General features: G+C 42.4%; 18 protein-coding genes, 2 tRNA genes and 2 pseudogenes. 11 read left to right on the forward strand and 11 right to left on the reverse strand.

Annotated elements, in window-relative coordinates; genetic code table 11:
* Positions 1 to 145: 145 nt before the first annotated feature.
* Entirely contained in the window at positions 146 to 505 is a 360-nt protein-coding gene (locus tag IPL35_15235) for a sugar transferase (GenBank protein MBK8444669.1), read from the forward strand.
* A gap of 118 nt (positions 506 to 623) precedes the next feature.
* On the opposite strand, the pseudogene bioA reads toward IPL35_15235, so the two are convergent.
* Positions 624 to 1,941, reverse strand: a pseudogene (gene bioA, locus IPL35_15240) (adenosylmethionine--8-amino-7-oxononanoate transaminase).
* 134 nt (positions 1,942 to 2,075) lie between these two features.
* Positions 2,076 to 2,670: pseudogene (locus IPL35_15245) on the reverse strand (glutathione peroxidase).
* 349 nt (positions 2,671 to 3,019) lie between these two features.
* Between IPL35_15245 and IPL35_15250 the strand changes: the two are divergent.
* From IPL35_15250 to IPL35_15280, 7 genes are all read left to right on the forward strand, one after another.
* Positions 3,020 to 3,418: a hypothetical protein gene (locus tag IPL35_15250; GenBank protein ID MBK8444670.1), complete on the forward strand. Its 399-nt coding sequence runs from the start codon at positions 3,020 to 3,022 to the stop codon at positions 3,416 to 3,418.
* The gene (locus IPL35_15255; protein ID MBK8444671.1) at positions 3,333 to 3,857 is read left to right on the forward strand and encodes a hypothetical protein; all 525 of its coding nucleotides are present in this window, start codon (positions 3,333 to 3,335) and stop codon (positions 3,855 to 3,857) included. Before IPL35_15250 ends, IPL35_15255 begins: the two co-directional genes overlap by 86 nt.
* Positions 3,832 to 4,080 (forward strand): hypothetical protein, encoded by a 249-nt coding sequence (locus IPL35_15260; protein ID MBK8444672.1) that lies wholly within the window; start codon positions 3,832 to 3,834, stop codon positions 4,078 to 4,080. The genes IPL35_15255 and IPL35_15260 overlap by 26 nt, the downstream gene beginning before the upstream one ends.
* Before the next feature lie 32 nt (positions 4,081 to 4,112).
* Complete coding sequence (locus IPL35_15265; GenBank protein ID MBK8444673.1) at positions 4,113 to 4,544, forward strand: hypothetical protein; 432 nt, start codon at positions 4,113 to 4,115, stop codon at positions 4,542 to 4,544.
* A gap of 97 nt (positions 4,545 to 4,641) precedes the next feature.
* Complete coding sequence (locus tag IPL35_15270) at positions 4,642 to 4,968, forward strand: hypothetical protein (protein MBK8444674.1); 327 nt, start codon at positions 4,642 to 4,644, stop codon at positions 4,966 to 4,968.
* 19 nt (positions 4,969 to 4,987) lie between these two features.
* The gene (locus IPL35_15275; GenBank protein MBK8444675.1) at positions 4,988 to 5,461 is read left to right on the forward strand and encodes a hypothetical protein; all 474 of its coding nucleotides are present in this window, start codon (positions 4,988 to 4,990) and stop codon (positions 5,459 to 5,461) included.
* A 3-nt stretch (positions 5,462 to 5,464) separates the two neighbouring features.
* Positions 5,465 to 6,598: a glycosyltransferase family 4 protein gene (locus tag IPL35_15280; GenBank protein ID MBK8444676.1), complete on the forward strand. Its 1,134-nt coding sequence runs from the start codon at positions 5,465 to 5,467 to the stop codon at positions 6,596 to 6,598.
* Positions 6,599 to 6,673: 75 nt separating this feature from the next.
* On the opposite strand, the gene clpP is transcribed toward IPL35_15280, so the two are convergent.
* The 3 genes from clpP to IPL35_15295 all read right to left on the reverse strand — a co-directional run bounded on the left by clpP (position 6,674) and on the right by IPL35_15295 (position 8,963).
* Positions 6,674 to 7,375, reverse strand: a complete 702-nt coding sequence (gene clpP / locus IPL35_15285; GenBank protein MBK8444677.1) for an ATP-dependent Clp endopeptidase proteolytic subunit ClpP — start codon at positions 7,373 to 7,375, stop codon at positions 6,674 to 6,676.
* A gap of 45 nt (positions 7,376 to 7,420) precedes the next feature.
* Positions 7,421 to 8,665 (reverse strand): hypothetical protein, encoded by a 1,245-nt coding sequence (locus tag IPL35_15290; GenBank protein MBK8444678.1) that lies wholly within the window; start codon positions 8,663 to 8,665, stop codon positions 7,421 to 7,423.
* 216 nt (positions 8,666 to 8,881) lie between these two features.
* Positions 8,882 to 8,963, reverse strand: a tRNA-Leu gene (locus tag IPL35_15295).
* Between the two features lie 136 nt (positions 8,964 to 9,099).
* Between IPL35_15295 and der the strand changes: the two genes are divergently transcribed.
* On the forward strand, positions 9,100 to 10,410 hold the full coding sequence (der, locus tag IPL35_15300) for a ribosome biogenesis GTPase Der (protein MBK8444679.1): 1,311 nt from the start codon (positions 9,100 to 9,102) through the stop codon (positions 10,408 to 10,410).
* 95 nt (positions 10,411 to 10,505) lie between these two features.
* A tRNA-Leu gene (locus IPL35_15305) sits at positions 10,506 to 10,589 on the forward strand.
* 77 nt (positions 10,590 to 10,666) lie between these two features.
* On the opposite strand, the gene IPL35_15310 is transcribed toward IPL35_15305, so the two are convergent.
* Together IPL35_15310 and IPL35_15315 are read right to left on the reverse strand one after the other, a co-directional pair.
* The gene (locus tag IPL35_15310; GenBank protein ID MBK8444680.1) at positions 10,667 to 11,302 is read right to left on the reverse strand and encodes an META domain-containing protein; all 636 of its coding nucleotides are present in this window, start codon (positions 11,300 to 11,302) and stop codon (positions 10,667 to 10,669) included.
* A gap of 555 nt (positions 11,303 to 11,857) precedes the next feature.
* Complete coding sequence (locus tag IPL35_15315; protein ID MBK8444681.1) at positions 11,858 to 12,022, reverse strand: IS1 family transposase; 165 nt, start codon at positions 12,020 to 12,022, stop codon at positions 11,858 to 11,860.
* Positions 12,023 to 12,064: 42 nt separating this feature from the next.
* On the opposite strand from IPL35_15315, the gene IPL35_15320 reads away from it, so the two are divergent.
* Entirely contained in the window at positions 12,065 to 12,487 is a 423-nt protein-coding gene (locus tag IPL35_15320) for a GNAT family N-acetyltransferase (GenBank protein ID MBK8444682.1), read from the forward strand.
* A gap of 100 nt (positions 12,488 to 12,587) precedes the next feature.
* Here IPL35_15320 and IPL35_15325 read toward each other — a convergent pair whose 3' ends face one another.
* The 4 genes from IPL35_15325 to IPL35_15340 form a co-directional block, all read right to left on the reverse strand.
* Entirely contained in the window at positions 12,588 to 13,931 is a 1,344-nt protein-coding gene (locus IPL35_15325) for an MFS transporter (protein ID MBK8444683.1), read from the reverse strand.
* A 92-nt stretch (positions 13,932 to 14,023) separates the two neighbouring features.
* The gene (locus tag IPL35_15330) at positions 14,024 to 14,680 is read right to left on the reverse strand and encodes a hypothetical protein (protein MBK8444684.1); all 657 of its coding nucleotides are present in this window, start codon (positions 14,678 to 14,680) and stop codon (positions 14,024 to 14,026) included.
* A 47-nt stretch (positions 14,681 to 14,727) separates the two neighbouring features.
* Positions 14,728 to 15,936 (reverse strand): hypothetical protein, encoded by a 1,209-nt coding sequence (locus IPL35_15335; GenBank protein MBK8444685.1) that lies wholly within the window; start codon positions 15,934 to 15,936, stop codon positions 14,728 to 14,730.
* A 221-nt stretch (positions 15,937 to 16,157) separates the two neighbouring features.
* Complete coding sequence (locus tag IPL35_15340; protein MBK8444686.1) at positions 16,158 to 18,797, reverse strand: TonB-dependent receptor; 2,640 nt, start codon at positions 18,795 to 18,797, stop codon at positions 16,158 to 16,160.
* Positions 18,798 to 18,844 lie beyond the last annotated feature (47 nt).

Genomic DNA, 18,844 nt, shown 5'->3' on the forward strand with positions numbered 1-18,844 from the left:
GCGGGCAGCATTGGTAGAAATATATCCCGATCTGATGCCTTTGTGTTAACGCCGCATCAAACGCGCCAGATAGACATAAGCGCATCGGTGGCGGTGCTGCTGCTGCTGCTGATATTGCTATACATCGCTTTGCGCGTAAAATGTCATCAAAGGCAATATTCTTTACTATCAGGAGCGGGTCGGCAAATACGGCAAGCCGTTTTACATCATCAAATTCGCTCTATGTACGAAGATGCCGAAAGCCGAGGCCCGCACTTTCCAGCTAAAAAACGACCCGCATGGCTTAAAAAGTATGCGCAAGTGGCGGTTGACGAATTGCCACAGTTTTGCTGTGAATGTGTTGCGCGGCGATATGTCTTTGTGGGGTCCCCGCCCCGAACGCAAATTTCCATATAGACCAAATCATACAACAGGCCCCCGAATACCGCCATCTCCAAAAAGTGCAGCCCGCGACATACTGCGGTATGGTACAACTGGATATGCCGAAAATGTGAACAAATGGTAGAGCAGATGAAATACGATTTGATTTTACATTGAAACATAGTCGCTCATCAACGATTTTAAAGTGATGATTTATACAGTGTTGATTTTTATTGCAGGGCAAAGGAAAATAGAAGAGGAATTTATACTTCAACCTTAGCCTTTAAAAAATCAAATGTCTGTGTAGGCGCAGCCCAATCTGTTGCCAATCCCTTTTCTATTACTTCACAAATAGTGTTCAATTCATCATCACTGATACAATAAGACGGCATTATATACAGCACATTGCCCAAAGGACGCAATAATACACCGTGCTGCAAACAGAAATCGTACATGCAATCGCGCAGGGAATGATGATAATGAGCCGCTTCGCCTGCATTGATTTCTACGGCGATAATAGTACCTTGCTGCCGCAAATCGCGTATTTTATCTTTGTATCGCTCCAAAATACGCTGCCCGAATTGGCGGTGCTGTGCTGCAATATGCGCTCGGGCTTGTGTACAATTTTCTTCCAGCAACAAATCCAAACTCGTTAATGCAGCCCCACACGCCACCGGATTACGGTATAGGAATGTCCGTGATAAAAAGTGTGCAAAGGAGAATCCGAATAAAAGCATCGTAAAATATGTTGTTGGCAGGTGCGATGCCAAAGCCATTGTACCGCCCGTAAGCCCTTTGGAGAAGCACATTATATCGGGGCGAGTGCTGGTTTTTTATTTGTTGTGAAGCAAATAAAGTATCGGTTCTGCCAAATCCCGTCATCACTTCATCGGCAATGGTGAGTACACCGTGCTGTTTGGCAATGCCCAGCAATTCCGCCAAAGCCCTCGGGACTGTGCATACACATACCGCCTGCGCCCTGCACCAAAGGCTCGTAAAAAAGCCGCCGTTTGTCCGTTGCACAGCTGTCGCATAACTGCGATACTTTGCTCTCCAAATTCCCTGCTTCGGGCGGCGGCACAAAATGTACTTCAAACAAAAATCGTGAAAAGCTCGATTGAAAATATTACGCTCGCCCACCGCCATCGCTCCAAATGTATCGCCGTGATAGGCATTTTGCAGGCGATGATATGGCGGCGTTCGCTTTATCGCCATTACTCCAATATTGCAAAGCCATTTTCAGAGCCACCTCCACCGCCGTAGAGCCATTGTCGGAAAAAAACACTTTTTGTTGCTGTAATTGCACGGTTTCCAAGAGGCGGTGTGCCAGAGTTTCGGCAGCGGGGTGCGTAAAATCGGCAAAAATAACATGTTCCAGTGTATGCAGTTGTTCGCTCACCTGCTCGGCGATATACGGGTGTGCGTGTCCGTGCAAATTTACCCACCAGCTTGCAACGGCATCAATATAGGTTTTGCCATCGGCAGCATACAAGAGGGCACCTTTTCCGCTACGATGGTAACGGGAATACGCGCATTTTTTTGTTTGGAAAAAGGATGCCAAACAGGAGTAGTCGTCATCATTGCGGCAATTTTATGAGTTGTAATTGTTCTTTAAAAAGCATAAAATTTTTCAAAACCTGTGTTTTTTATCAAAAAAATACAACTTTAGAAACCGATGTATGAAAATATTACTTTAAAAATTCGTAATTTCTTCATCAAAAGGCTCTACGCGCGAAGCAAAAAGAAGCGACTAAGTATCCGTTTTCGTCTATTAAAAATTTATGAAAATTCCACATTACAGAAGCGTCCATCACGCCGTTTTGCGACTGTTGGGTGAGCCACTGATAAATAGGGTGTGTCTTTTTTAATAGAGATTTTTTCGGTAAGCGGAAAAGTAACGCCGAAATTTTTGCTGCAAAATTGTTGTATTTCAGTGGCAGTGCCCGGCTCTTGCCCGCCAAAATCGTTGCAGGGAAAACCGATAATAACAAGGCGGTCTTTATATTGCTGATACAATTCCTCTAACTGGGCGTATTGTTTGGTATAGCCGCACTCGGAGGCTACATTGACGAGCAATATTTTTTTACCTTTAAAATTCGCCATATCCAGAGGCTTGACATCTATGCCCTTAATGCTGAAATTGTGAAGAGAGGGGGCTTGTTGTGGTGGGTTTTCCATGTTTTTTTGTGTATGAGAAGTAGAAGAAGCTGCAGCAAGCGGAGCGACCTTGACACGTTGTTGGCAGGCAGCCAATCCGAAAAGCAAAGAAATTCCTATAAAACTGCTGATTTTTTTCACCAAGGAATACATGTGTTTTTTTTTAAATTTAGTTTTATAACAAAGTGACAAATAAAAGGTTTGATAGTAAAACAAAATATTTGGCAATATAATCAAGTTTTTATTGGCTCAAAAACGATGGCTTTGTCTATCTTTGTGCTTTCTTTGCTCGTGTTATATTTTGATATTGCAAGCATTTTTTTACATTATATAATATAAATTTTATTTGTTCTGCAATCAAAAAAAGTTTATATTTTACTCTACTATCATCGTATCAATGGATATTAAGGCTCGTTTGATAAATTTAGCAAAAAACTGGTTACCGTATATATTATTAGCTTTGTTTTTGGTGTTTTATGCCATAAAAACAGAAAGTTGGTTTATGATGGTGCCAACAGGTATTGGTTTTTTGGGAATGGTTATTTCGTATTTTTTTCCTTTGCACCATTTGGATAGTCGTCCGCATCGGATATTTACCGCACTGTTTTTAGTTACATCTTTGTATTGTGCCGTATTAGCTGCTTTTCCCAAACTCAACAATAATATCAATATTTATATATCATCTTCTGCCTTCGGTTTGTGGGTATGGGCTTTTACGCTGATGTTGCAGCCTTATTATTTCAATACTTTTGATATAAAAAATCATACACTTTCGGTCGGAAAATTATCTATACCGGCGGCACTCAAAGCACCGCATGCAATATGTATGGCTTTTTCTGCTGTTTGTGCTTGGCTTGGCTTGGCGATGGTATGGTATTTACAACAACGACCCCACCTTTGACGAAAATTTTCATTTATACGCTGCCAAAGATTTGCAGCGCGGTGTGCCTTCGGATTATACACGGGCGTGGTTGGTTAATCACAGCATATCGTGGCTGTATGTATATTTTAATCCCCAAACTTACCATGAGCATGTATATGTAGCCAAAATACCGGGTATTATATTGAGCAGCCTCGCTATTTTTCCGGTTTATTTTTTGGGGCGTTTACTTTCGCCGGCGGCAGGTTTGATGGCGGCTTTTCTGTGGGTGGTGTCGCCTTGGGGCGTGGGTACTTCGCGCGTTATTCGGGAATATGCCTTTTATCCTGTGTTCATCACTTTGGAAATTTATCTGACCTATATTTTGATGCAGGTGGCTTTTTTTGAAAAAGAAAATATCGCTGTGGGGTATTATCGCTATTATTTTGTATTTATTGTTTTTATCTTGGTATATTTTTAATATAGACCCTTCTTCTACCATCAAAATCGGTTTGGTATTTCCGATTATTGCTGCTGTATCTTTTTATTCTGGTGTATGCCGATATTATCATATTAATCAGAAAATCAACTGGAACAGAATTTTATACAGCCTCATTCCTGTTACTATTGCAACTTGGATATTGTACAAACTTTTAGATAAAAAATCCGTGCTTTCAGCTTTACCAACCCCTACGAAAACATAGATTGGTTTAATACATTTCTGTTTCCGAGTCGTTTGGTAGAGCATTGGTGGGGCGACAGCAATTTTATTTATTTGGTTTTAATGGTAATTTTTGCCGGTATGTCGTGGGCAATGCTGCGCCGCAACCGTTGGTTTTATATTGTATTGGTAAGTTTTATGCTCACAGTTGTAGCTTACTATTGGTTCTTTTTCCGTTTATTCCAAATCCGCTATATCTATTACGCACTTCCGTTATTTTGTGTAGTATTTGCGTATGGTTTAATAGCAACAATCAATGTTCAACGCCTTTGTACACGCTTTCCGCTGCGCCCAATAGTGATGGTTACTTCTTTGGTATTGGGTTATTTTATTTTTAATCCTATTTATTTTACAGAAACCTTAGAAACCTACGATCCCAAATACAACCGCTTTTTTTTCATCTACCAAATTGGTACATTTCAAAAAGGACAATGTGGAGGTTTTTAGCCAGATTAGAAGATTCCACTTTACAAAATTCGGGCTTTGTTATTTCCAATGTCTATAAAGATGTTTTAAAATAAATCACAATATTCCGTCTGCCAAATTGGGTATTTTTTTCCAAAATTCGGCGGGGCGTTATAAGGAGATGTGGAAAAACCTGATACGGTTCGACGAGGGTTTTATTATTTTTGACAGCGAAATAAAAGATAAAAAAATGGGTTTGCCGACTTCGCGTGCCTTTACCTTTTTAGATTGGACAATTACCTTAGAAAAAAACTATCCCGATTGCATTATTTACCGTTGGCGGCGTTACGACCCCTTCTTAGATGCTAAACTACCCCGTTTTGAAGCCGACAAAAACGGCAACACGAGCTTTAACGAAACTGAAGGAGAGTCCACCATTTTGTTTCCGTCCCAACATCACAGTTGATTTATCCAAACCTTTTTCGTTGGCTTTTTGGACACACTCCTTCACCGAATTTCCGGGTTCTCCCTACTCCTTGGGCAACAGAAAAAATGAAGGTATTTTGGTAGAGTCGCGCGGCGATACCGAAGAGGCTTCTTTGCGTTTTCGCTACGATATAGCCGGCGACAATGCCTATGTAAGCAGTGGTCTTATTAACGATGGCAACTGGCATCATATCGCATTTTACCAAAAAGGCGGCAAAGTGGGTGATGAATACGGAATATATGTAGATGGTAAAAAAGTAGATACCAAAAAAGTTCCGCGCGAAAAAAACAGCCGTGTGGAGTTCATTATTCTGAATTTTATTGGCGAAACAGACGACACCCGTATCTATAATTTTGCATTAGATGATGCACAGGTGGCAGCCCTTTACAACAAGGGCACACTTACCACTGAAGTATTTTTGGAAGCCAACGGCAAAAAATTCGGACCGCTGCATCATTACCTGAAAAAATAAGGTATGAATATACTGTTTTTAAATTATGAATTTCCGCCTTTGGGCGGAGGCGCAAGTCCTATCAGCTACGACATTGCCCGCCACTACGCCGCTTTGGGTCATGGTGTCGCGGTAGTTACGATGGCTTTTGAGGGGCTGCCCGCCTATGAAGTGCGCGAAGGATTACATATTTATCGCATCGCCGCCGGTCGCCGAAAAAAAGAGATGTGCAGCCCCGATGAAATGTTGCGCTACCTCTGGAATGCAAAGGTTTTTTTAAAAAATCATCTGCAAAAAAATCACTACGAAGTTACGCATGTACATTTTGCTGTTCCGACAGGTATATTGGCGCGTTGGGTAAAAAAAAACTACAATATTCCCTACATTCTCACCAGTCACGGCAGCGATATTCCACACTATAATCAAGACCGTTTTACATTTCTGCACCGTTTTACGAAGCCTTTGCTGCGTGCGGTTGCCAATGGGTCTGCCGGAAATTTTGCGGGTTCTGCCTATCTCGCCCAATTAGCCAATCAACAATTGCAGCCGCATATTCCCTATCAGGTTATCCGCGAAGGTTTTGATGCCGCTACTTTTGTTCCTTTGCCCAAAAAGCAAATACTGCTGTCCAGTGGTCGCCTCCTGCCGCGCAAGGGATTTCGCAACCTCATCGCTGCCGTTGCCGCCGAAACGTTCCCTTTTGAGTTGCATATTTGCGGCGATGGACCCGACCGCCCACATTTGGAACAATTGGCGGCTCATTCGGCTACACCTGTTGTGTTTCACGGCTGGCTCAACAACGAAAGTCCGCAATACCGCACTTTATTGGGCGAAGCGGCGATATATTCGCTTATTTCTTCCAAAGAAAATGCCAGCAAAGCCTTGTTGGAGGCGATGTCGGCAGGCTGTGCCGTGCTCACTTCCAATGTATCGGGCTGCCCCGAAACGGTGGGCGATAGCGGTATAGTGCTGCCGCCCGATGATATAGCTGCCTTGCAAAATGCTTTGCGCAACTTGGCACAGCACCCCACTTTACAACAACAATTAGGGTCGGCAGCACGCCGACGCGTATTGGAACATTACGACTGGAACAAAACAATTCCGCAGTATATAGCAGCATTAGAAACGGCAGCCCACTCGGTGCAGGTTTTAAAATAAAAAAAACAAAAGCCTGAAAGTGCGTACTTTCAGGCTTTTTATAATATATTTTTTTAAAAAAAAGTAAAAAAACGCTTATTTTTTGCGTTCCAATACTTCATCTATCATACCATATTCTTTGGCTTCATCAGCGAGCATCCAATAATCGCGGTCGCTGTCTTTTTCCACTTTTTCAAGTGTTTGTCCGGTATGATTACTCAAAATCTGATACAATTCATTTTTGAGTTTTTTGATTTCATTTACGGTGATTTCCATATCGCTGGCTTGTCCTTGCGCACCGCCCATCGGTTGGTGTATCATCACGCGCGAGTGTTTAAGAGCCGAGCGTTTGCCTTTTTGTCCGGCTGCCAATAATACAGCCGCCATAGAAGCCGCCATACCGGTACAAATCGTAGCCACATCGGGCGATACAACGTGCATCGTATCATAAATACCCAAACCATCATATACACTGCCGCCCGGACTATTGATATATAAACTAATATCTTTATTGGCATCTACCGACTGCAAAAACAGCAATTGTGCCTGAATAATATTAGCAGTATCGGGATATACCGGCTCACCCAACCAAATAATTCTGTCCATCATCAAGCGCGAAAAAACATCTAATTGAGTGATGTTCATCGGACGCTCTTCAATAATATAGGGTTTGAGTATAGCCATTTGCGGATTCATACTATATAATGCGTTCACGTTGCGATCTACATAGCTATCCACACGCATACCTCCCATTCCCAGATGCTTTACTGCATAGTTTTTAAATTCTTTTCCGTACATAAAAAAATAATCTTTTTAGTTTAAGTTATCGCACATTACAACAGATTAATGATGATGATGGTTTTCAAAATATTTGTTAAATTCCTCTTTGCTGATAACTTGCTCTACTTTATTGATACGCTCTATCAATATTCCGTCTATTTTTTGATTGATGAGATTATTGACAGTGCGCGATACACTTTCTTTGTTTTCAAGAGCCTTCGGCAAAATAGATTCCAATTCTTCATCTGTTAAAAAACGACCATATTGCATTTGTACGGCATAGCGAATTTGCGCCGCCACAGCATCAACTACTTCTTCTCCCTGTACTTCTATATTGCTTTCTTGTTTGATGCGGTGTCGTATCAATTCCCATCTGGCTTTCTCTATTTGTTGCGGTATTTGCGCTTTCAACTCTTCTTCGCTGATGCGTTTGTCGGCTTCGCGCTGATTATTATTGTGCTGAATAATTTTATACAAAAAATCTTCCGAAAAGCGCACATTAGTTTTTGATACGATTTCGTGTTCTATATCGTGCATCAAGCGGTGTTCGGAATCTCTTTGAATATAGTCTGCCAAATTCCGGCGAATATCTTCGCGCAGGTCGCTTTCGGTGGCATTGGGATTTTGCAGGGTTTGCATAAAAAACTCGGCATCTAAAGAGGCGGGTTCGTGGTTGGTCACTTTTTTGAGTTGCATCTCAAACAAAGGCGACAACGTATGCACAAACTCAGTGCGCTGCATATCCAGCAAATGACGGGCAATATCTTCTTTTGATTTATTGACGGCTTCAAAAAGTTCTATTTTGATGCTCTCATTGAGGTTCATCGCTTTTACACGCTCGCGGTGGCCGCCTTCTTCTTTGAAAAAATCCAAAGGCAGAGTCGCCGTATTGTCCACCCCGTCATCTTTTACATTGCCCGCTTCGTCCAATTCTACCAAATACACTTCCAAAACATCGCTATTTTCCACCGGTTTGGTCAGTTCTATTTGCTTGCCGTAGCGCATACGCATACTTTCAAGCACTTCATTTACATCACTTTCTTCCACTTTGCGCGTGTATTGCGTCACGGTAAAATTATCCCAGTTGAGTTCATAGGGCGGCACTATTCCGATTTCGTACTCAAAACTGTAAGGTTGAGATTTTTGAATATCAAAAGCTACATCGGGGGCTTTTCCTTCTATGGGCAGTGGCGAGCCGAGCAATTGTAAATTCTCCTTTTTCACATATTCATCAATCCCCTCGCTTACCATATCTATAATAGTATCTACCAACACCTGATTGCCTATCATTTTTTTTAACATAGACATAGGAGCTTGTCCGGGACGAAACCCTTTTTATATTTACATTTTTGGCTTGATGTTGTATTGCTTTTTGAAGCGGTTTATCATAATCATCGGGTACAATTTCAATACGGAGCGTACCGATGAGTTCGGGATTGATTTGGTGTAAAATATTCATTGAATAAAAAAGAAGGGGATTTTTTTAGGTGCTTGAATAGTTAGAGGTTGAGAACAGAAAATGTGTGCGGACGGTGGGACTCGAACCCACACGCCTTTCGGCACCAGATCCTAAGTCTGGCACGGCTACCAATTACGCCACGTCCGCTTATAAATGAGGCGCAAAGGTAACGATTATTTTATTATTCAACAGCATGCTTGAATTTAATTTTCTGTATTCTTAAAAAAAATAAATGCGCTAAAGTCTTCAAAGATGTACCTTTGCAGCCTAAACAGTAATTTTTATGAGCTTTACAGTAGCTATTATCGGGCGACCGAATGTCGGAAAATCTACCTTTTATAACCGCTTAGTGGGCAAGCGCGACAGCATTGTTGATGATATAAGCGGTGTGACGCGCGACCGCCAGTATGGAGTATCGGATTGGAACGGAAAAGTGTTTAATGTGATAGATACGGGGGGCTTTGTGCCGCGCTCCGAAGATATTTTTGAAGCGGCTATCCGCGAACAGGCGCAGATTGCCATTGAAGAGGCTTCTTTGATTGTATTGATGACGGATGTAACCTGCGGTATCACGGATTTAGATGCTGAAGTGGCGAATCTGCTGCGTCGCACCAAAAAACCGGTACTCTTGGGTGTAAATAAGGTGGATAATTCGGCGCGGTTGTACGAAGCCAACGAATTTTATGGTTTGGGCTTTGCCGAAACTTTTTTCATTTCTTCCATTACAGGCAGTGGCACCGGAGAAATATTAGATGCCATAGCGGCTCATATTCCCAAACAGGAAGAGGAGGGCGAAGCCGCCAACACCATTCCGCGCATTGCCATTTTAGGACGACCCAACGTGGGCAAATCTTCGCTCCTCAATGCTTTGCTGGGCGAAAACCGCAACGTAGTTACCGATATTGCAGGCACTACCCGCGACTCCATTCATACCCTCTACAATCAGTTCAATATGCAAACCTTGCTGATTGATACGGCGGGTATTCGCAAAAAAGCGCGTATGATGGAAAATTTAGAGTTTTATTCTGTTATCCGTGTCTTTGATGCGATGGACGAAGCTGATGTATGCATGTTGATATTAGATGCCACACAGGGCTTGGAAGCACAGGATTTGGCGATTTTCAGGCTGATGGTGCAAAAGAAAAAAGGGATTGTGATATTGGTAAACAAGTGGGATTTGGTAGAAAAAGACCACAAAACCGCCAAGCAATACGAAGATGCAATAAAAGCCAAATTAGCTCCGTTCAACGATATTCCGATATTGTTTATATCTGCTTTGGAAAAAACGCGCATCTTTAAAGCAATGGAAACCGCCATGCAGGTATTTGAACGCCGCAAAAAACGCGTTGCCACCCACGAACTCAACGAGTGGCTGCAGGAAATGCAAGATGCTTACCCCCACCCTTCCAACAAAGGCAAACATGTAAAAATAAAGTATGTCACCCAATTGCCTTTGCATTATCCTGCTTTGGCTTTTTTCTGCAATTTGCCGCAATATGTCAAAGATTCTTATCGCCAATATTTGGAAAACCGTTTCCGCGAACGCTATGAATTTTCGGGCGTACCAATTGCGATGTATTTCAGGCAGAAATAGGTTTCTTTTTTAAAAAAATTTAAAAACAGTAATTCTGCATATTTTTTGGCAAATCAGGGAAATGTATTACATTTGCGCCTGCATTGCGCTATATTGCCGGAATGGCGGAATTGGTAGACGCGCACGTTTCAGGTGCGTGTGCTCGTGAGGGCGTGTGGGTTCGAGTCCCACTTCCGGCACTGCAACACAAAAGCCGACTGATTGATATCATATCAAAAAGTCGGCTTTTTTTATCATTCAATTCGTTTTTTTATCCTCAATCCACTTTTTTAAAACGCAACTTTTCCTTTTTGTCGGCATCGTACAAAATTAATTGCAGATTTTTATGTGCATAATAGCGCACCTGTTCCATATTGACATAAAAAATCCTGTCTGTGGAGTTGCCGTCCATACAAGCACGCAAAGTGCCGCCCATTTTACCAAATTGTATTTCACCTTCGGGACTCAGGCGTTGCAGCTCGCCGAAAAAGTTGTTGCAGCCGTCGTAGCCGCCGATGCGGTTATCGCTCAAATGTATTTCGAGGGTGGGTTTAGAGCCTTTGCCGACAGAAAGCGGCGTGCCGCCCTCCATACTTTCCAAAGCCCAAATGTCGTTGAGATGGACGCGGGGGTCGTTATTTTGCTCTATAATTTTTTCTAAAATATATTGTTCTTTGCCGTCGTCGTTTTTTGTTTTTTTTGTGTCTATTTTATAAAATGTACCAAAAGAAAAATTAAACCCTTCTATCTTCTCATTCAGGATATACCATTGCTGCGTGTCCCAGTCGGGGACGGCGGCAGTGGCGGCTTGCACCCAATAGCAGGCGGTTTCGGCTTCGGGGGCGCAAGGTGCTGTCCAGCCCGCCACCCAAAAGGCGGTATCTGATGTTTTTTTTGATGGCTTACTCTTCACTTTACAGGCGATATTTAAAAAGATTATAATTGATACAAGGGCGAAAATGATATATTTCATCATAGAAAAAAATGATTGATGGATAAATATTTCGGATATAGTGCTATTTTTTTAAAACCAACAAAAACTGAATAACGATCTGCCTTTTTAGCCGATTTATAGCATTAGCCGTGTGCTAAATGTGCTTGAATTGCAAATGTATCACATTTTGCGACTTCGGGTATGGTTTGGCTCAATGAAGCAGCTAATAAATCGGACATTTTTATTGCGTATATATTATATTTTAAGCTCATTATTTACAGTATAAAACTACAAGCTCCCTAAAGGTTATAAGCGACAATAATACAAAAGAACTATATCAGCAATTTAAGGACTTTGTTGATACAGGATTTGAAAATCAATGATATTGTACGATACGTTAAATACTACAAGTGGATTATTACAGAAATTGGCAATATATATTATTGGTTGATAGTTTTTTTATTGTATTCAAACGCCCAAAGTTTAAAATACAGGTTGAGCATATACTCTTTCTTTGAAAAAGAGAGCGTTTTCTCACGAATCTGCTAATACCGCTTCTTTATCTATTTGTGCACTTTTGTGTTTGGGGACTAAGACACGACACACTCCACAATCTTTACACTTATAGCGTTGTGAGCCACTTACATTTGTGCCATTTTTCACTATATTTGTGCCGCTACATTTATGACACTGATACATTTGACTTAGCCTTTTTTTTCTTGGCAAGCAGCAGCAGCAGAAATTAATATATTACTCGGCTTTGAACAGGGTGTAATCGCTGCCGAAAGACCTTTTGATAATTCGTTAAAGGAAGGCACTATCCACTATTACAACCTTCCTGAACTCATTAAGTCCGACAAAGCAGAAATTCTTGTGGCGGTGGCTGATGGTGAAATTGTAGGTTCGGGATATGCAAAAATATTGGAGGCAAAACCCTATCATGCATTTAAAGCGTATGCCTATTTGGGTTTTATGTATGTGAAGCCGGAATTTAGAAGATTGGGTATCAATCAAAGAATTTTGCAGCAGCTCATCGCCTGGGCTAAAAATAAAAACCTAACCGAAGTCAGACTTGAGGTATATGAAGAAAATGAAACAGCCAAGCAATCGTATTTAAAGTGTGGTTTCAAACCCAATCTTTTAGAAATGAGATTAGAAATTTAATGCTTTTGAATCGGAATGAAGCCAATAAAACTATTATCACAAAATATAATCCTCTTCTCATCTAAAAGCCACGACTTTGGTATTTTTTCACGCCTTTTTGTTAAGCTGCTTGTATTTGTTTTTCATCTACCGCAAAACAAGCCACCGCCGCCAGCAACAAACAAATTCCTGCCAAAACCAAAGCATTGCGCGGGTCGCCCTGAAGTACACTTTTATAAATAAACGGAATAGTAATCATATTAATAATCTGAGGAATTACAATAAACATATTGAAAATACCCATATAAACTCCCATACGTTTGGCAGGAATGGCATCGCACAGCATCGCATAGGGCATAGACATAATAGAACCCCAAGCGATACCCACCAACAACATTTGCGCTAAAATCACATAAATATCATTGGTGAACAACATCGTAATAAATGCCAAGCCGCCTATACTCAAACAAAGTGCGTGTGCTGCCCGTTGCGACAAATAGCGACAAATAAAAGGCAACAGAATAGAAATCACCACACAGCCGATATTGAACATCGTAAGCCCTAAACCGCCCATTTTTATACCTTCAGCAAAACCGGCATCGCTTTGGTTAGAGGCTTGATATACGTGGCGCGCAATGGATAATCCCAAATATTGCCACATCAAAGGCAATCCGTACCAAGTAAAAAATTTCACCCACCACAATTGGCGCATCGTGCGCGGCATTTCTTTAAAAGCCCTCCCGATGTCTGCCAAAGCGTGTAAAAATCCGCCGCCCTCCTCTTTTTCTCCGTTCGGGTTTTGGGGAGCTTCTTCCTTTGTGGTAAAAAATGTCCACAATACACTCAACAGCAACACAACTGCCCCCACCCAAAAAGGATATTTTACATAATCGGGAATTTTTTGCAGTTCAGAAGTGCTGTCCGACACCGCCACGCCGAGCAAAGGCAAAATAAAGACCATTGTAGTAGCGAGTACCTGCCCGAAGCCCACAAAAAAACTCTGCACCGCAAATCCCAAAGAACGCTGCGAAACCGGCAATTTATCGCCTACCAAAGCCCTGAAAGGCTCCATCGTCACATTTGCCATACCATCTAAGAGCCACATCAGCGATGCAGCCATCCACAGAGCCGAAGACTGCGGCATCAGCACCAAAGCCAAACTCGTAAAAATAGCACCTACCAAAATATAAGGTCGCCGTCTGCCGAGCGGAGTCCAGGTGCTGTCGCTCATAGCACCCACTATCGGCTGAATCACCAAACCTGTAATAGGACCCGCCAACCACAGCAAAGGTATTGTGTGTTCTTCCACTCCCAAGTAGCGGTAAATAGGACTCATATAAGCCTGCTGCAAACCAAAGGCATATTGCACACCCAAAAAACCGATGCTCAAATTAATAATCTGCGAAAAAGACAAAGCCGGCTTTTGCAGTTCTTTATCAGTATGAAGAGAATTAGTTGCGGGCATAATAGAAAGTGATTTTTTTACAATAAATTTTCAAGCGATTAAAACAAAATAAAAACCAATATTTCACCAATAAGAAAAAAAACAGCACTGAATTACGACATAAACACCACCGAATAATCTTTGCGCACAAGTGCATCGGCTGAGGTTTTTGTGGCGGCAATCAGCGGGTGTTCTATGGCTAATACCTTCTCTACAAAAGGACTGAGAATATCTCTGCCGCGCTTTTTTCTTTGTTCATAAGTATCTAAATAAGTTCTTTCCATAAAAATATGATATTGCGCCCGCCGTAGCCTGAAACTATACGTTCCTTCTATAATCAAATAGCTCGCTTTGCCGAAAAACAAACGATTTTGATGTTGTTCATTTGCCGCATAATCCATTATCGGGCGCATAATAGATTGCCGCCCTTGCAAAAAAGCATCTAAATGCTGCTGCAACAAAGGCAAATTGACCTCTTGCGTACCCACCCGATTCAAGTCGGCTTCGCGTTGTTGGTGGTTGCTGCGGGGCGGCAAATAAAAATAATCATCTAAGTGCAATATCCGTGCTTGTTGATAGCGATGACTACTGTTCAGCAAGTTTGCCAAGCAGTGTGCCGTCACCGATTTACCACTCCCCGACTCTCCCGCAATCAATACTACCACACGTCCTTTTTCATCTTTCAACAGCTGTTTGCGCTCCATATCTGTCAATAATTGCGCTGCTGTGCTGTGATATTCGGGTTTTATATCAATAATATCCCCTATCATATTTTCCTTTTTTTTTATTTAAAAACAAAATACATCTCTTGTTTTTGTTATAAGAGTAGAATATTCCAATCATTTGATATTTCACAAGATGCATACAAGTAACCCGCCGCACTAAAACACAAAGCCGCTGTACCGCCGTGCTGTTGGTTTTTAGGATTCCAGTATTCATAAAAAGTAAAAGGCTGTGGTTGTTCACGCTGCAAAGCCGCCTGCATTGCCTCCAAAATAGCTTGTGCCGTATGGTGGCGACCCTGTTTTTTTAATCCCAAACCCAACAAGCCCAAAAAAATAAACCATGCACCGCCATTGTGAAAATGAAAAGGCTCATTTTTGAAACGATAGGCATAATTTTCTTTCAACAAGCCCCAGTCTTTATCGGCAGGAAAAATAGCGGGCGAAAATACCGGCAACAACCAATGTCCGAACGACTGATGCAGGTCGTGGAGGTAATTTTCCAAAGCATCGTACTGAGCCGCCGTACCCATATCGAGCAAAAGAGCCAAAGCGTTGGCGGGCATATCCCAACGCATATCGTAGCCTGCCGGCGATAGGCTGCTATACCAATAAGGTCGGTAAGTTGCTTTTTGCATAGCGATATGGTGATAAAAATCAGCATTTGTTGCTGCTACATCACCGCCCTGAAGCCAATAGTTTTTTTGCAATAAATTTCTCAATGCGGCGGCGGCCTCCTGCCACTCTTCGTTTTTCCACACTTGTGCGGCAGCCTGCAAAGCCCACAGCCGCAGCAGTTGGTCATACAAAGTGTAGCCCTGCGTAACGTATTCGTCTGCCCAGTTGCCGCCTAAAGGGACATACATCAATCCTCTGTTGTTAAATTCATAGCATTTTAAAATTGCAAATGCCCGTTGTATATTCGGAAGCAAAGCAGTTTTCAGGGTTTCGTTTTGTGTATATGCAATATACGCCGCCGCACCGATAATCCACCAAGTAGTTGCATCTACGCGCCCCACCAAACCGCCATAGCTCACTGCTGTTTTTTGCCCATTGGTGTCGCTTGCCACATTAGAAGGGATAGCTCCCAAAGCGTGTTGATGGCGACTTAAAGTAAGAATACTGGCTTCAAAAGCGGGTAATAAATCATCGGCTGCTGCCCACAGTGCCGCCAAACCCGTGAGCATCGCATCGCGTGCCCACACACGGCTATAATTGTCGTGCTTGTGTGCACTTGCCACAAAACCCGCCGAAGTAATGGAGTAGCGAAAAATCCTCAAAGCAGCTTCCTGATATGAATCCATGGCAGCGTTACTGATATAATACTACATTATTGTTTTAATAAAAAAAATCAGGACAAAAGAACAGCTCATTTATTTTTATCAAAAAAAGGACGCAATCCAACCCCCATCTTGTATTACGCCCTTTTTTTCATTTCATTATTTATCTGCAATCGTTATTTAAAATAAGGAAGGGCGTTTCACCCTTCCTTGCGCATGGATTACAGATAATTTATTCACTTAACCTAAAAACTATATCGTATGGTAGCACTGATGCTTCTGCCCATAATCGGGCGCGCACGCACATAATTTACTGCATTTTCGGTGATGCTGCCTTCTTCCGATTCGGTAATACCCAAAGCGTCTAAAACGTTGTTTGCCGCAATAGTAGCACCCAAACCTTTGGTAATCTGGAAAGTAATATATGGATTTAACACTACATATCCGGGCATTTTGAGTTGGTTATTGTCTTGTGCATAAGATGATGCCGTGCCTAAAACAGTGCAGCCCACTGAATGTTCGCCGAAATTATAAACAGGATTGAGGTTGAAAATCAGCGGCGACTGACGGCGTGGGCGATTGTCTATCACTAAAGTATCGGGTGCATCGGTGATGGTAGCATTGGTAAAGGTAAAGCTGCCTCTTATACTGAAATCGGCGAGACTCCACGCACCTTCAACTTCCAAACCGAGCGCATCATAATCATTTTCAATAACTTTTTGTGTAGTTGCTTCATAACCACCCGCTTCGTTGGTCTGCGCATAAAAACCAGTAACAAATAAACCGACATTGCCACGATTATATTTCCAGCCCAATTCGGCTTGTTTTACATAATCAATGGCGAGTCTTTCGTCGGTAATGCTGCCATCGGCTTTAATATTGGGCGAAAACAAAATACGGTCGGCTTTGGCGGCAGCACCACTGCTATAACGGGCAAATACAGCCATATTTTCCTGAATTTTATAGTTAGCACCCAAAGAGAACGACAAATAATCGTAGTCGTAATTAACAGGGCTGGGGTGCGCATTATCTATGGCAGATACGCTGCTTTCGGGAGCAGAGATAGTGCCATCGTTGTTGATGTCATATTCCGATTGTACCGTACCGGCGGTGCTTCCTGTTACGCTGCCGTAATCCCAGCGCAAACCGGCATCTAAAGTAAGATTAGAAATAGGTACGTTTATATTGGCATAAGGTGCGGTGATTTCGTATTGTGTATCGTAGTTGCGTTGGCAGCAGTTGCCCCAAGCAGGTACTCCGTAAGCATATAAACCATTGTCGCTCAACAAGTTGCCATCGCCATCTACTACATTCAGCAAACGAGCATCTTCGCCTTTCAATTCGGTGATGTAGGAGTTCCACAACCACGACATATTGATATTTTGGTGTGCTTTGAATAAACCAACATTAATGGTTACATCTTTAACCTTTTTGCTGATTTTAAAATCATTTACAAAGTTGTTAAAGTTGTTCAATTCGGTATCAAACATGTGGATACGCAACGCCAACTGGTCGCCGCTCACTGCTGTGCCGTCTGTTTGTTGTAGTGTGGCATTTTCGGCGTTAGCATTGCGCAAAGTAGCAACAGAGGCTGCCAAAGCAGCAGCCGTACCCACTTCGGCAGGAAAAGGAGTTATAAATCTGCCCGAATTAAATGCCAAACGCGCACGGTTTTCTATCGTCCAATCATTACCCAACTCAAAACTGAATTCTGCACCCAAAGCATTGGAAACCGGATGCATACCATCGCTTACATTTACGCGGCGCAAAGCTCCGTCAGGACCAATTCCGTTTTCTTTCAATAAATAAGGTGTGTGCATAGTTCCGTGTAAAACATCATAACCGGAAACTGATTCCCATTCGGGGTTTTCATTGGTACCGGATACCTTCATGGGCATAGGCATATAAGCGGCGGCGCGGTCGTTGAGCATTTTATAAGAGATACGCGCATAGCCGTTGTCAAATCTTTTTGTAACACTGGCTTTCAACTGTCCGCCCAAGTGTGCATTATAACCGGCGGTACGCACACCCTCGCCCTGACGGAAAAAGCCGCCCACCTGAAAACTCACCCCATTGCCAATCGGTGCGCCGAAAGCGAAATCGGTGCGCAAATGGCTGTAATCCAAGCCGATGGTAGTGCTGATACCGGCGTTTTGCACTTCACCTGTTTTGCTGATGAAGTTGATGATACCGGCTGGTGTGTTGCTGCCCAAAATAGAAGCCGAGCCTCCGCGAATAGCCTCTATACGGCTGATGCTATTGTCGGCACGCATAAAGATGTCGGCAGTGGCAAAGGCTATATCGCCGAATAATAAAATTGGCAAACCATCTTCCTGCAATTGTACATACTTAGAGCCGCCCGCCGAAATAGGCACACCGCGCACTGTGATATTGGTATTGCCCTCACCTCCTGAAGCCTCTGCACGGATACCCGGAATAGACCTGAAAATTTCGGCAGTCGTGCGAAAAACGGTATTGTCAATAGATTTGGGATTGAGGGTAGAGATAGACACACTGGACTCCAACTTTGAAGTAGGATTGGCAACCCCCGTTACCACTACTGCGTTCAATCCGATAATATCTTCCGCCAAATGAACGTCAACAACCAATTCTTTTTTGGAATCTTCAAGAGTAATTGCCTGTTTTTGGGTCGTATAGCCGATATAAGATACAACAAGCGTATAAGTTCCTTTTTGCGCAACATCTATACTGTAAGTACCGTCATAATCAGTGGATTTGCCCCAAGTGCTGTTTTCTATCATTACGATAGCCCCATACACCGCCTCTCCATTTTCATCTGTCACTGTTCCTTTCACCGAATATTGTGCCCAAGCAAAAGTTGTTGCACATACCATCATCAAGATAAGGTAAATAATTTTTCTCATACATTAAGTGTTTAAATTGAAATCAATAAATTAGGTTGTAGGCAAAT

It is taken from the genome of Sphingobacteriales bacterium (assembly GCA_016711285.1).
Taxonomy (GTDB): domain Bacteria; phylum Bacteroidota; class Bacteroidia; order Chitinophagales; family UBA2359; genus JADJTG01.